Raw genomic sequence first — 12,940 nt, forward strand, 5'->3', positions numbered from 1 at the left:
CTACAAATCCAGCTTGTCGATCATCGATTGAGTAATGAGGCAAATGCCGTTTTCGGTGCGGCGGAAACGTTTCGCATCGAGTTCGGGGTCTTCTCCAACAATCAATCCTTCGGGAATGACCACGCCATGGTCGATGACAACGTTACTAAGCTGGGCGTGACGCCCGATCTTCACACTCGGCAGCACTACGGCATTCTCAAGGCGGGAGTATGAATTGGCGCGAACGCCTGTGAATAACAGGCTACGTTGAAGGGCGGCACCGGAGATGATGCAGTCGCCAGACACCACCGACGAGACGGCCGAACCACGGCGGTCTTCATCGTCGTGCACGAACTTGGCCGGCGGCGTAATTTCCGCGTACGTCCAGATCGGCCACGATTTGTCATAGATGTCGAGGTCCGGCACCACGTCGGTAAGGTCGATGTTGGCCTGCCAGTAGGCGTCGATGGTGCCGACGTCACGCCAGTAGGGGCCGTGCTCGAAATCCGAGCGTACGCAGGAAGAGGCGAAGCGGTGTGCGACGGCTTTGCCGTGGGCAACGATATAGGGGATGATGTCCTTGCCGAAATCGCGGCTTGATGTCGGATCGGCGGCGTCGCGGCGCAGCGCTTCCATCAGGAATTTCGTATGGAAGACATAGATGCCCATGGACGCGAGCGCGAAATTCTCATTGCCCGGAATGCCCGGCGGATTGGCGGGCTTCTCGATGAAGTTGATGATCTCGTCTTTTTCGTTCACATGCATGACGCCGAAGCCGGTCGCTTCCTTGCGCGGCACCTCGAGGCAACCGATCGTTACGTCCGCACCCGAATCCACATGCTGCTGCAGCATGTATTCGTAGTCCATCTTGTAAATATGGTCGCCAGCCAGAATGACCATATATTCCGGGCCATAAGGCTCGATGATGTCGATGTTCTGATAGACCGCATCGGCAGTGCCTTCGTACCATTGCGTCTCGGAAACACGCTGGGAGGCGGGCAGAATATCGAAGCTTTCGTTACGTTCGGGGCGGAAGAAGTCCCAGCCGCGCTGCAGGTGACGGATAAGGGAGTGGGCCTTGTACTGGGTTGCAACGCCGATGCGGCGGATACCCGAGTTCAGCGCATTCGACAGTGCGAAATCGATGATGCGGGCCTTGCCGCCGAAGTAGACGGCAGGTTTGGCGCGCCTGTCTGTCAGCTCCTTCAGGCGGCTTCCTCTTCCGCCAGCGAGGACATAGGCCATTGCATCACGCGCCAGCGGCTGAAATCTCTTTTCTGACATCTGTTGTCCTCCCTTTTGTTCCCGTCAGTTTTCCGGCTCAAGCATGATGGTTGCCAGCGGCGGCAGTACGAGCATCGCACCGATCTGGCCACCGGCATCGACAGCCTGTACGCGTCCGCCATTCCCCTTGCCGCTGCCGCCGTAGATTTCGGCATCGGTATTGAGAACTTCCCGCCAGCGCCCGGCGGATGGCAGAGGTACATAGTAGTTTTCCCGATAGACGGGCGTTAGGTTGCTGATGACCGCAACGGGTTTTTCGCCGGGAGCCTTGCGCAGCCAGGCAAACACGGAATTGTCGTGGTCATCGACGACCAGCCACTGGAAACCTTCGGGTTCGCAGTCGCGCGCGTGCAGCGCCGGTTTGGAGCGGTAGGTGAAGTTGAGATCACGCACGAGACGGCGCATGCCTTCGTGCATCGGATACTGGCGCAGGTTCCAGTCGAGCGAACCCTTTTCACTCCATTCGCTCCACTGCGCGAATTCCTGCCCCATGAACAGCAGCTTCTTGCCGGGATAACCCCACATGAATGCGTAGTAGGATCGGAGATTGGCGAATTTCTGCCAGTCGTCGCCGGCCATCTTGGCAATCAGCGAACCCTTCCCGTGGACAACCTCGTCATGGCTGAGCGGTAGTACGAAATTCTCGCTGAAAGCATAAAGCAGTCCGAAGGTCAGTTCCTGGTGATGGAACTTGCGGTGCACCGGTTCGCGGGAAAAATAGCTCAGCGTGTCATGCATGAAGCCCATGTTCCACTTGAAGCCAAAACCCAGTCCGCCTTCATGAACCGGCTGGGACACCTTCGGCCATGACGTGGATTCCTCAGCGATCGTCATGACGCCGGGGTGGGTGCCGTAAACGAGCGAATTCATCTTCTGCAGGAACCGGACCGACTCCAGATTTTCGCGGCCACCGTATTCGTTCGGTATCCACTCGCCTTCCTTGCGGGAGTAATCGAGGTAGAGCATGGAGGCGACCGCATCGACGCGCAGTCCGTCGAGATGGAATTTTTCGGCCCAGTAGAGTGCGTTGTTGATGAGGTAGGACATCACCTCGACGCGGCCGAAATTGTAGATGGCCGTGTTCCAGTCGGGATGGAAACCCTGACGCGGATCGGCATGTTCGTACAGCGCTGTGCCATCGAACCATTTCAGGCCGTGTTCATCCGTCGGGAAGTGGGCTGGAACCCAGTCGAGGATGACGCCGATACCGACCTTGTGCGCGCCATTCACGAACCGGGCAAAGCCTTCCGGATCGCCGAACCGCGCCGATGGGGCGTAAAGGCCGGTTGTCTGGTAACCCCATGACGGATCGAAGGGGTGTTCGGTGATCGGCAGAAACTCGATGTGGGTAAAGCCCATATCCGTGCAATAGGGGATGAGCCGCGCAGCCAGTTCGTCCCAGCTCAGAAACGTGCCGTCATCGCGTCGCTGCCATGAACCGGCGTGAACTTCGTAAATACTGATTGGCTGGCGGCGCTGGTCCACCTTGGCCCAATGTTCCCGATGCGCCTGATCTTCCCACCGCTGAGTCAGTTCCTGCGTCGTGACCGATGCATTTTTCGGACGTAGTTCCGCCTTGCGGGCATAGGGATCAGCCTTTAGCGGCAGGAGTTCGCCATTGGCGCCGACGATTTCGAACTTGTAGGCACAGCCTGCGTAGACGTCAGGAGCGAAAATTTCCCAAATGCCGGTGTCCTTGCGGAACCGCATCACATGCCTGCGGCCGTCCCAGTTGTTGAAGTCGCCAACGACGGAGACACGCCGGGCATTGGGCGCCCAGACCGCGAAGTGAAAACCTTCGACGCCTTCTAGTTTCAGGGGATGTGCGCCCATCTTGTCGAACAGGCGAAGGTGCGATCCCTCGCGTACGAAATAGTCGTCCATCGGCCCAAGCACAGGCCCGAAGCTGTAGGGGTCGGTGACGGCCCATTCCGCATCATCGCGACAGGCGCGATACCGGACAGGCTGGCGCGACGGCAGATCCACCGGCCCCTCGAAAAACCCGTCTGGATCGATGCGCTTCAATTCACCGGCAACATTGCCGTCGAGCCGCATCACCGTCACCTCTTCGGCCCCGGGGATGAAACAGCGCGCGACAAAAGTTCCCGGCGCTCCATGAACGCCGAGAAGCGCAAAGGGATTTGAATGCAAACCGCTCTTGATTGCCTCTATTTCAGCCGGTGTTACCTCACCGTTTTTTTTCTCGTCGGCCGAATTGAGCGGTTTCTTCATCAGGCTCTCCAGATTTCTGACGCATATTGCCGGATCGTCCGGTCGGACGAGAACCAGCCCATGCGTGCGGTATTACGGATGGTCTTTCTATACCAGGAGGCATGATCACCCCAGATGGTATCGACTTCGCGCTGTGCTCTGGCGTAGTCGTCGAAATCGGCGGTGACCATGAACCAGTCGCTGTTGTAGAGGCCGTCCATCAGGCCCGAAAAACGTGACCGGTCGTCCGGTGAGAACACGCCGGACGCGATCGAGGACAGCGCCTGCGACAGTTCCGCCGAGCCTTCGATGATGGCACGTGGATTGTGTCCGTCAGCGCGTGTCTTCGCCACTTCCTCAGCGGTCATGCCGAAAATGACGATGTTGTCGGCACCGACATGATCGCGCATCTCCACATTCGCGCCGTCCAGCGTGCCGATGGTCAGCGCGCCGTTGAGTGCGAATTTCATATTGCCGGTGCCGGATGCTTCCATGCCGGCCGTCGAAATCTGTTCCGACAGGTCGGCTGCGGGAACCATGATTTCCGCCAGCGAGACATTGTAGTTCGGAATGAACACCACTTTCAGCAGCCCGCGCACGGCTGGATCATTGTTGATGACCCGCGCGATGTCGTTCGCAAGTTTGATGATGAGCTTGGCGTTATGGTAGCTCGGCGCTGCCTTGCCCGCGAAGAATTTGACGCGTGGTACCCAGTCCAGCTCCGGATGCGAGCGGATCTGGTCGTAGAGGGCGACGGTTTCCACGAGGTTGAGAAGCTGGCGCTTGTATTCGTGGATGCGCTTGATCTGGATATCGAAGATCGCGGACGGATCAACGCGAATTCCCATACGTTGGGCGACCGTGTTGGCGAGGCGAACCTTGTTCAGCCGCTTCACCTCAGCAAATTTGTCGCGGAAACTGGAATCGTCGGCGAACCTGTCCAGCGCCGTCAGTTTTTCCGCGTCATCGAGGAAGTCATCGCCGATTGCTTCGCGGATCAGCCCGGTCAGGCCGGGATTGCACTGCATCAGCCAGCGGCGCGGCGTGATGCCGTTCGTTTTGTTGTTAATCCGGTCGGGATAAAGGCTGTGCAGATCGGCGAAGACCGTTTCCTTCATCAGATCGGTATGCAGGGCCGAAACGCCGTTGATAGAGTGCGAGCCGATGAATGCGAGGTTGCCCATGCGTACCCGACGCTCGCCGGTTTCGTCGATGAGGGAGATGGCACGGATCTGCTGATCGACCATCTTCTTTTCCTTGCGGGCAAAGACGAGGGTGTTGGCGTTGATTGCGTAGATGATCTGCATGTGGCGCGGCAGAAGACGTTCCAGCAGTGGAACTGGCCAGCTTTCCAGCGCCTCGGGAAGAAGCGTGTGGTTGGTGTAGGAGAAGGTTCCCTGCGTGATCTTCCAGGCTTCCTCGAATTCCAGGCCGTGAACGTCGCAGAGCAGGCGCATCATTTCGGCGATGGAAATGGCTGGATGCGTGTCGTTGAGCTGGATGGATACCTTGTCCGGCAGCGAGGTGAAATCCGGGTATTGCTGCAAATGACGGCGCAGGATGTCCTGCAATGAAGCGGACGAGAAGAAGAACTCCTGCCGTAGACGAAGCTCCTGACCTGCCGGGGTGGCATCGGCCGGATAGAGGACACGCGTCAGGCTTTCCGCCTTGTTGCTTTCGCGTAGCGCGCCGATGTGATCGCCGGCGTTGAAGGCGGCTAGCAGGATCGGGTCGATCGGTTGGGCGGACCAGAGGCGCAGGGTGTTGACGCGCGTGCCACGCCATCCGACGACCGGCGTGTCGACCGCCATGGCGATGACGCGTTCGGCCGGTTTCCAGACAAAACGCTGGGGCTCCTCATAGCCACCGATGGTTTCCACCGATCCGCCGAAGCCGATTTCGTAGGAGCTTTCGCGACGTTCGAATTCCCATGGGTTGCCATGCGCGAGCCACGTTTCAGGAAGCTCGACCTGCCAGCCATCCGCCATCTGCTGCCGGAAGAGGCCATGCACGTAACGAATGCCGTAGCCATAGGCCGGAATATCGACCGTTGCCATGGATTCCATGAAACAGGCGGCGAGACGGCCGAGGCCTCCGTTGCCGAGTGCGGCATCCGGTTCCAGCCCGGCGATGACATCCAGATCGACGCCGAGGGAGGTCAGCGCGTCCTTGATTTCATGCATGAGGCCGAGATTGGAGATCGCATCGCGCATCAGGCGGCCGATCAGGAATTCCAGCGACAGATAATAGACGCGCTTTGAATTGTCCTGGTAGGCTTTGCGGGTGGATTCCATCCACTTGTCGATGATGCGGTCGCGCACGACGAGAATGGTGGCCGTCAGCCAGTCGTGAGGCTTGGCGACCTTGACGTCCTTGCCGATACGATAGGTGAGGCGCTCGATGATTTCCGAGGCCATGATGTCCGGGTTGGAGCTGCGCGGCGCGGGACGGGGGAGGTCGTTGGTGGCGAGTTTGTTGATCATTGGTCGGTCAGCACCTTGGTGGGAGGAGAGGGTCTGATTGTGTCGATCCGGCTTACCTGTAACTCTGCCAGTTTATGCATCGATATGGAGGTGTGGCAACAGCGTTTTTTTGGGAAAGCTGAAGAGCTTAATATTGGAAAAGAAAGCTTTTTCCCGTAGGCTCACGAGATCGGGTATCGTCGATGCAGGTCGATGTCACCGGCACAATGCCAAGGCGCAGGACCGGAAATGTATCAGGCGGGCTCGAAGCTTTCGGTTGTCATTCCGCATGAATTGATCTTGACGACGGTGTTCGGAGACACGGCGCACCACGGTGCCGCGTCAAACGAAAAAGGTTCCGAACTGATGGCGATTCCCTCCTCAAGCCTTCGCCAGTACAGCGACGGCGGTGTGGTGTCGCTCGACCAGCGGAATGCGTGGAGACACTCTCCATCCATCAGGACGGCGCTGAAACGCAGTGCGGCTGAAACTCCGCTGGTCACCATTTTCTCCCGACATAGTCTGAGTGCGGTGCCAATTGCCAGAACGGGATCGTCTTCAAGGCCATGGCCCGCTGCGATCAGAAAAAGTGCTTCGCTGTCGCCGGTGCCGCGTCTGGCGGAATAAATATCGTCGGGAATGAGGGAGTCGATGTCACGTCTTATCTGCTCATAGCCGCCGATCTGGCCGTTGTGCATGAACAGGTGCCGCCCCAGCGTGAAAGGATGGCAGTTGGCACGGGAAACTTCGCCGGAGGTGGCGGATCGCACATGCGCCATGAACATTCCGGAGCGGATCTGATGGCAAAGAGCGGCAAGATTGGCATCCGACCATGCGGGTCGCGTATCGCGGAACACGCCGGGTACGCCTCTTTCGCCATACCAGCCCAGCCCGCAACCATCGCCATTGACGACGGTTTTCGCTTCCCGCGCTGCCATGGACTGGCTGACAAGCGAAGCCTCCGGCTCGATCAGCAGGCTGTCGAGCCAGACCGGTGTCCCGGAATAGGCGAAAAGCCGGCACATGTCAGGCGGCTTTGCTGACGGCGTCGCCTTCAAGCGCAAAGCGGACAGCCGCTTTTGCGTGGATTTCCGTGGAGTCGTAACCGGGCAATGGTAGGGCGTTCGGGTCGATCAGGAGCGAAATCTCCGTGCAGCCGAGGATGATCGAATCGATGCCAAGGCCGCGTGCCTTTTCGATGACGTCGAGATACGTCTGGCGTGACGACTCCTTGACCTCGCCGCAGCAGAGTTCGCTGAAAATGATATCGTGAACGGCAATCCGGTCTTCCATTTCCGGGACCATGACCTCGATACCATGACGGCGCATGCGGTCGGTGTAGAAGCCGTGCTCCATCGTATAGCGCGTGGCGAGAAGAAGCGGCTTGCTGCGACCGTCGGCCTTCAGGGCTGCTGCGGTTTCGTCGATGATGTCGATCAGGGCGACACCGGACATTTTTTCCACCGTATCTGCAACGAGATGCATGGTGTTCGTGCAAATCAGAACGCAGTCGGCACCGGCATCGGCAAGCCGGGCACCAGCGGAGCCGAGAAGCGAACCCGCCTCATCCCAACGATCCGCTTTCTGAAGGGTAACGACCTGCGAGAAATCAAGGGAATGCATGACGAGATCGGCCGATACAAGTCCACCGCATTTTTCCCGCACGGCCTCATTGATCAAGCGGTAGTAGGTTGCGGTCGATTCCCAGCTCATGCCGCCGATCAGGCCAATGCGTTTCATGGTTATTCCCGTAGTATGATTTTCGATTGGGAAACATGATGCCACGCGTTGAACGCGGGTTTCACGCGTTGTCACAGGCTTTGCAGAGAAATATCGCACATGAAATGCATAAAGGCGGATAATGACGCAAAAATCTTGCGACATGCAGGTTTATGGCGCATCATGGAGGTATGATTGATGATCGTGACCGCCGCATCCTTGCGATTCTCCAGCAGAATGCCGAAACGCCGCTTGCCGATGTTGCCGAGCAGGTTTCCCTATCCCCGTCCGCCTGCTCACGGCGGCTTACCCGTCTACGGGCAGAGGGCTACGTAACGGGAACCATGGCATTGCTGGACAGGAAAAAGGTCAACCTTCCAACAACGGTTTTCCTGTTGGTCAGAACCGGGTTGCATGGGGAAGACTGGCTCGAGCGATTCCATGCTGCCGTCAGCACCATCCCCGAGATCGTGGAGGTGCACAGGCTGACCGGGAATTTCGATTACATTCTCAAACTGGTTTTGCCGAACGTCGAATATTACGACACGATCTACAAGCAGATCATCCGTCGCGTCGAACTTTACGACATGTCCGCCTATATCTCGATGGAGACGGTCAAGCTATCGACGGCTTTGCCGACAATTCATATCTGACCGCAAGATTTTCTCGCGGTCATCTCATCGATGCCCGGCCTCGAAGCGAAAACCGAACTTGAAACTGCGTGTCTGGCCCGGCTGCAGGGTGATCGCTTCGGTGAGTTCCGGCAGGTTGAATGCATTGGTGGGGACTTCCACCGGCTCCAGGGCGATGGATTTTCTGCGGTCGCGTGCAAGCGTGTCGCCCGTGAAGACGTGCATCAGTCCACGCTCCTGCCATACCGTGAGGCTGGATCCGCTCTGCCGATCATCGAGCCTCGTTTCATAACGGCCATTCGCCGAGGCCCGCAGGTCGGTAAAGCACTGGTCCAGTACATGGTTTTCCAACATGGCTGCGGTCAGAAACGACGGGTCGTCGCGTTTGACGATATGCCCGTCGGAGTTCTGCAAAGGAATAAGCCGTTCATCGGTCGCCACAACCGTTCGCGACGGGATCGTCAGTTCGAGCGTATCGATTGAGGTCACACCCGGCAGGCAGAAATATGGATGCCAGCCTGCCGCGAAGGGCAGCGGGGCCGGGCCGTTGTTGATGCCCCGGACGTCGATATCGACATGGTACCGATGCAAGCGATACTCGACCTCGATTGTGAGGGCGTAGGGGTATCCGGCGAAATCGGTCGGCGAGATATCTGCCCGCAGCATCAGCACACTGGCCTTGTCTTCGGTAGATGACCGGATCAGCGTGAAAGGTAAAGCTCGGGCAAAGCCGTGAAACACGAGCGCCTCATGGTCGAGTACGGGCCTGATCGAATGATGCCGATGCGTGAACTCAAAACGGCCTTCCGGGATGCGGTTGGTGAAGGGTGCGAGGATGCCATTTCTGACGCCGTTTTGCGATTGCAGTTCTTCCGGCGTCGCATAACCATCGACAATACTTTGCAGCGCCGTGCCATCCGGCATTACGGGCTGCCAGTTCAGCAGCGTTGCTCCCTGCAAGGCGATTTCCGCCCGAAAACCGTCTCCCGAAACATGCAGGCCGGGGATCTTCGCGTTTTCTGTAGCGGCATTCATTCGGGTGTCTTCCTTCGACTGCAGGCGATCCGATGACAGACATTTCCGGCAACGGAATCGCTGGAAGCCGCTGACACATCGGAACGTGAGTTTTGCTTTAGTCAGCCGCCAACGGCAAGCCTTTCCGCAGCGGGTGATCCTAGCTTTGTGACGGCCCAGACTGAAGCTCTGCGACATCTGCACTATCTTGCGCGGGTCGTGGTAGCGGCGTTAAGCAGGAGAGGCCAGATGGAGGAGAAGGCATGACAATCAATCCGTTCGAATTTCGGACTGTACCGGCGATGGAACTCGCGTGGGGTGGAGCGCAACGGCTCGGCGAACTGATGTCCAGCCATTTCCGGCAGCGGAAGGTGTTGCTCGTCACGGATGCCGGACTGGTGAAAGCTGGGTTGATCGCTCCCATCGTCGAAAACCTGAAAAGAACCGGCTTCGAGGTTGCGATATTCGACAAGGTGGTTGCCGATCCACCTGAGCATATCGTCTACGGCTGTGTGGAGGAGGCGCGGCAGGCCGGTGTCGATATCGTCATCGGGCTTGGCGGCGGATCGTCGCTCGATATCGCGAAACTGGTGGCCGTGCTTCTGGTCGCCAGCCAGCCGCTCACGGAGATGTACGGTATCGGCAAGGTTCAGGGCGAGCGTCTGCCGTTGGTTCTTGTGCCGACAACAGCCGGAACGGGCTCCGAGGTCACGAACATCTCGATCATCACCACCGGTGAAACCACCAAAATGGGCGTCGTGTCGCGCCAGCTCTACGCCGATTTCGTTCTTCTGGATGCGGAGCTGACAGTCGGGCTGCCGGCGGTACATACTGCCGCCACGGGAATTGATGCGATGGTTCACGCCATCGAAGCCTACACCAGCAGGCACCGGAAAAATCCTCTTTCCGATGCGTTGGCGCGTGAGGCTCTCCGGCTTCTGGGCGCTCATCTCGTCACGGCCTGCAAGGACGGGCAGAACCGTGCCGCCCGTGAAAACATGCTGCTTGGTGCGACATTGGCAGGCCAGGCATTTTCCAACGCTCCTGTCGCCGCCGTGCATGCGCTCGCTTATCCGCTTGGCGGTCACTACCATGTTCCGCACGGCCTCTCCAACGCGCTGATGCTCGGGCCGGTGCTGCGTTTCAACGCGAAGACGGCAGCCCCGCTTTATGCCGAGCTTGCCGAAGTCCTTGGTGTCGCGGGCGACGGGGATGCGACGACGCGCGCGGATCGTTTCGTTGCGCACATGCAGTGGTTGATGGACGAGAGCGGTGCACCGCGTCGCCTGCGCGACGTCGGCGTGACGGACAATAGCCTTGCCATGCTTGCTGCCGAGGCGATGAAACAGACCCGCCTGCTGGTGAACAACCCGGTCGATGTCAGTGAGGAGGATGCGTTGGCTCTTTACCGGGAAGCGTTCTGAGCCGAGCGATGACCTGAATGGATTACTGCGGAAACTGCCGTTTTGCGCCGCTGAAAAATTCCATCAGTGCTGCCTGATCCTCGCCGCCCAGACCGGCTGCCGTCAGCATGCGGTGCACTTCCGCGCAAACCGCCGTTAGCGGCATGGCCGTGTTCGTGCGTCTTGCAAGATCCTGTGCGCCGTTCAGGTCCTTGACCATGTTGTCGATCCGTCCGGTGCGGCGATAATCCTTCGTGACGAAGCGCGTCATGTATTCCTGAAGAATGGCACTATCGGCGCGGCCGCCTTTCAGTGCCTTTGGGATTTTGCCTGCATCGACACCAGCGTCGAGCGCGAGTTGTGTCGCCTCCGCCACGGCAAGGAAGTTCAGTCCGCACAGGACTTGATTGATAAGCTTTGTCGTCTGGCCTGCACCGCTCGGACCCATGTGGGTGTAGTTGCTTGCGACGTGCTGCAAGACGCGATGGGCATCGGCAACGTCGGTTTCAGTGCCGCCAGCCATCAAGGTGAGCTGGCCGGTCAGCGCTTTCGGTGCGCCGCCGGAAAGTGGGCTGTCCACCCATCGAAGCCCTCTGGTCGCGGCCTCGGCAGCCAGCTCCTTCGTTGCTTCCGGGTCTATGGAAGACATGTCGATGATAAGCGTACCGGGCTTTGCACCTGCTGCGACACCGTTCTCGCCAAACACCGCGATGCGAACGATTTTTGGCGAATTGAGGCTGAGAATGACGCAATCCGCGGCGGCGGCTGCATCTGCTGCCGTTCGTGCCGCGTGCGCGCCAAGCGCCGTTAGGGCTGCAACCTTTTCAATATCAAGATCGAAGACCGTCAGGTGATTGCCGGTTTCCACCAGTCGTGTACCGATGGCTCCGCCCATGGCACCCGCGCCGATCAGGGCAACCTTGCTGGTTTCTGTCGTCATCGCGATGGCCTCCTCCCAAAAGCATCATGATTGATGTGTTGCCGCACGGTGCTGGATCAGCGTGCGCGATGGAGATATCCGGTTTCAGAGCGAAATGCTGATGCCACCGTCCACGAACAGGATATGTCCGTTGACGAATGTCGATGCATCCGAGGACAGGAAGATGCAGGCGCCGACAAGTTCGTCGACCTTGCCCCAGCGTCCTGCTGGTGTGCGCTTTTCAAGCCAGCCGGTGAAGGCCGGGTCTGCCACCAGCGCGGCATTGAGCGGCGTGTCGAAGTAACCCGGCGCGATGGCATTACACTGCAGGCCGTATTTCGCCCAATCGGTTGCCATGCCCTTTGTCAGGTTGCCGACTGCACCCTTTGTCGCGGTGTAAGGGGCGATGCCGGGACGCGCCAGGGCAGTCTGAACGCTGGCGATATTGATGATCTTGCCATGTCCGCGGCTGATCATATGGCGTGCGGCGGCCTGACCCGCGTGGAAAACCGATGCGATGTTGGTTTGCAGCAGGCGTTCGAAGGCATCTGCGGGAAAGTCTTCAAGCGGCGTACGGTGCTGCATGCCGGCATTGTTGACGAGAATGTCGATCGGGCCGACTTCGGCTTCGAAGCGGTCGATCGCTTCCCTAACAGCCACGTGGTCAGTGGCGTCGAAGGCCAACGTCTTTGCGCCTTTGATGGTATCGGCAGCAGCTTGGAGCTTTGTTTCGTCACGGCCGTTGAGAACCACTTCGGCACCTGCGTCCGCCAGTCCCTTCGCCAAGGCAAGGCCGATACCCTGCGACGAGCCCGTAATCAGGGCGCGACGGCCCGACAGGTCGAACAATTTAAGGCTCACGATTTCCTCCGCATATTCCACTACTTGTTATCGGTAACATTCATCTGCATGCGAGGTATTTGTCAAGGTCAAAGCCCAGATTTTTCGTCGTTAAATGTCCATGTGGGTAGGTTTGCGGACATTTCAGCAATGCTATCGTCGGTCTACGGGTTTGGACAATGTGTTGCTGCATGGGCTCGGCCGACAGCGCTCATTGGGTGAGAAAACCAATAATGATATCGGTATCATTATTGGTTTCTCAGAGTTTGCGTGCAAGTGTTTTGCGCAATTGTTGGCGCGCCGAGGGCTGTGCCAATCTTCTTTTATCGGGCTGGCACCTTTTGACGCAGTTCAAAAAGGTGATTTGATGCGAGTTGATTTTTGTAATACCGAAATTTCAGAAATTACTGAAAGTTCGGGAATTGCCGCGTGTCCGTAAACCTCTCACCTATCGTCCAGTCATTTGTCCTGCATTTC

General features: G+C 58.3%; 11 protein-coding genes. 3 read left to right on the plus strand and 8 right to left on the minus strand.

The window, feature by feature from the left end; translation table 11 throughout:
- The 5 genes from glgC to N7578_RS06220 form a co-directional block, all read right to left on the minus strand.
- The gene (glgC, locus tag N7578_RS06200) at positions 1-1,263 is read right to left on the minus strand and encodes a glucose-1-phosphate adenylyltransferase (protein WP_311109411.1); all 1,263 of its coding nucleotides are present in this window, start codon (positions 1,261-1,263) and stop codon (positions 1-3) included.
- Between the two features lie 24 nt (positions 1,264-1,287).
- The gene (gene glgB / locus N7578_RS06205; RefSeq protein WP_311109412.1) at positions 1,288-3,495 is read right to left on the minus strand and encodes a 1,4-alpha-glucan branching protein GlgB; all 2,208 of its coding nucleotides are present in this window, start codon (positions 3,493-3,495) and stop codon (positions 1,288-1,290) included.
- Complete coding sequence (locus N7578_RS06210; RefSeq protein WP_311109413.1) at positions 3,495-5,957, minus strand: glycogen/starch/alpha-glucan phosphorylase; 2,463 nt, start codon at positions 5,955-5,957, stop codon at positions 3,495-3,497. Before N7578_RS06210 ends, glgB begins: the two co-directional genes overlap by 1 nt.
- Positions 5,958-6,190: 233 nt before the next feature.
- Positions 6,191-6,961, minus strand: coding sequence for a class II glutamine amidotransferase (locus N7578_RS06215; RefSeq protein ID WP_311109414.1), 771 nt, complete (start codon positions 6,959-6,961; stop codon positions 6,191-6,193).
- Position 6,962: 1 nt separating this feature from the next.
- A complete protein-coding gene (locus tag N7578_RS06220) occupies positions 6,963-7,676 on the minus strand; it encodes an aspartate/glutamate racemase family protein (protein ID WP_311109415.1) in 714 nt (237 codons plus the stop codon).
- A 170-nt stretch (positions 7,677-7,846) separates the two neighbouring features.
- Here N7578_RS06220 and N7578_RS06225 point away from each other — a divergent pair, with 170 nt between their 5' ends.
- Positions 7,847-8,308, plus strand: a complete 462-nt coding sequence (locus N7578_RS06225; protein WP_311109416.1) for an Lrp/AsnC family transcriptional regulator — start codon at positions 7,847-7,849, stop codon at positions 8,306-8,308.
- Between the two features lie 24 nt (positions 8,309-8,332).
- On the opposite strand, the gene N7578_RS06230 is transcribed toward N7578_RS06225, so the two are convergent.
- Positions 8,333-9,322, minus strand: coding sequence for an aldose 1-epimerase (locus N7578_RS06230; protein WP_311109417.1), 990 nt, complete (start codon positions 9,320-9,322; stop codon positions 8,333-8,335).
- 242 nt (positions 9,323-9,564) lie between these two features.
- Here N7578_RS06230 and N7578_RS06235 point away from each other — a divergent pair, with 242 nt between their 5' ends.
- Positions 9,565-10,725 carry an iron-containing alcohol dehydrogenase gene (locus N7578_RS06235; RefSeq protein ID WP_311109418.1) on the plus strand — a complete coding sequence of 387 codons (1,161 nt, stop codon included), beginning with the start codon at positions 9,565-9,567 and terminating at the stop codon, positions 10,723-10,725.
- A 22-nt stretch (positions 10,726-10,747) separates the two neighbouring features.
- Here the strand turns inward: N7578_RS06235 and N7578_RS06240 are convergent, their stop codons facing one another.
- Together N7578_RS06240 and N7578_RS06245 are read right to left on the minus strand one after the other, a co-directional pair.
- A complete protein-coding gene (locus tag N7578_RS06240) occupies positions 10,748-11,644 on the minus strand; it encodes an NAD(P)-dependent oxidoreductase (protein ID WP_311109419.1) in 897 nt (298 codons plus the stop codon).
- Between the two features lie 84 nt (positions 11,645-11,728).
- Entirely contained in the window at positions 11,729-12,484 is a 756-nt protein-coding gene (locus N7578_RS06245; RefSeq protein ID WP_311109420.1) for an SDR family oxidoreductase, read from the minus strand.
- Between the two features lie 163 nt (positions 12,485-12,647).
- Between N7578_RS06245 and N7578_RS06250 the strand changes: the two genes are divergently transcribed.
- Positions 12,648-12,902: a hypothetical protein gene (locus N7578_RS06250; RefSeq protein WP_311109421.1), complete on the plus strand. Its 255-nt coding sequence runs from the start codon at positions 12,648-12,650 to the stop codon at positions 12,900-12,902.
- Positions 12,903-12,940 lie beyond the last annotated feature (38 nt).

Origin of the sequence: Agrobacterium tumefaciens (assembly GCF_031801495.1) — a bacterium.
GTDB classification, from domain to species: domain Bacteria; phylum Pseudomonadota; class Alphaproteobacteria; order Rhizobiales; family Rhizobiaceae; genus Agrobacterium; species Agrobacterium tumefaciens_K.

What these genes read in the sequence shown, in the direction of transcription:
- N7578_RS06230 (WP_311109417.1), bottom strand. Translation starts at nt 9,322, where the DNA reads ATGAATGCCGCTACAGAAAACGCGAAGATCCCCGGCCTGCATGTTTCG.
- glgB (WP_311109412.1), bottom strand. Translation starts at nt 3,495, where the DNA reads ATGAAGAAACCGCTCAATTCGGCCGACGAGAAAAAAAACGGTGAGGTA.
- N7578_RS06235 (WP_311109418.1), top strand. Translation starts at nt 9,565, where the DNA reads ATGACAATCAATCCGTTCGAATTTCGGACTGTACCGGCGATGGAACTC.
- N7578_RS06210 (WP_311109413.1), bottom strand. Translation starts at nt 5,957, where the DNA reads ATGATCAACAAACTCGCCACCAACGACCTCCCCCGTCCCGCGCCGCGC.
- glgC (WP_311109411.1), bottom strand. Translation starts at nt 1,263, where the DNA reads ATGTCAGAAAAGAGATTTCAGCCGCTGGCGCGTGATGCAATGGCCTAT.
- N7578_RS06240 (WP_311109419.1), bottom strand. Translation starts at nt 11,644, where the DNA reads ATGACGACAGAAACCAGCAAGGTTGCCCTGATCGGCGCGGGTGCCATG.
- N7578_RS06225 (WP_311109416.1), top strand. Translation starts at nt 7,847, where the DNA reads ATGATTGATGATCGTGACCGCCGCATCCTTGCGATTCTCCAGCAGAAT.
- N7578_RS06220 (WP_311109415.1), bottom strand. Translation starts at nt 7,676, where the DNA reads ATGAAACGCATTGGCCTGATCGGCGGCATGAGCTGGGAATCGACCGCA.
- N7578_RS06215 (WP_311109414.1), bottom strand. Translation starts at nt 6,961, where the DNA reads ATGTGCCGGCTTTTCGCCTATTCCGGGACACCGGTCTGGCTCGACAGC.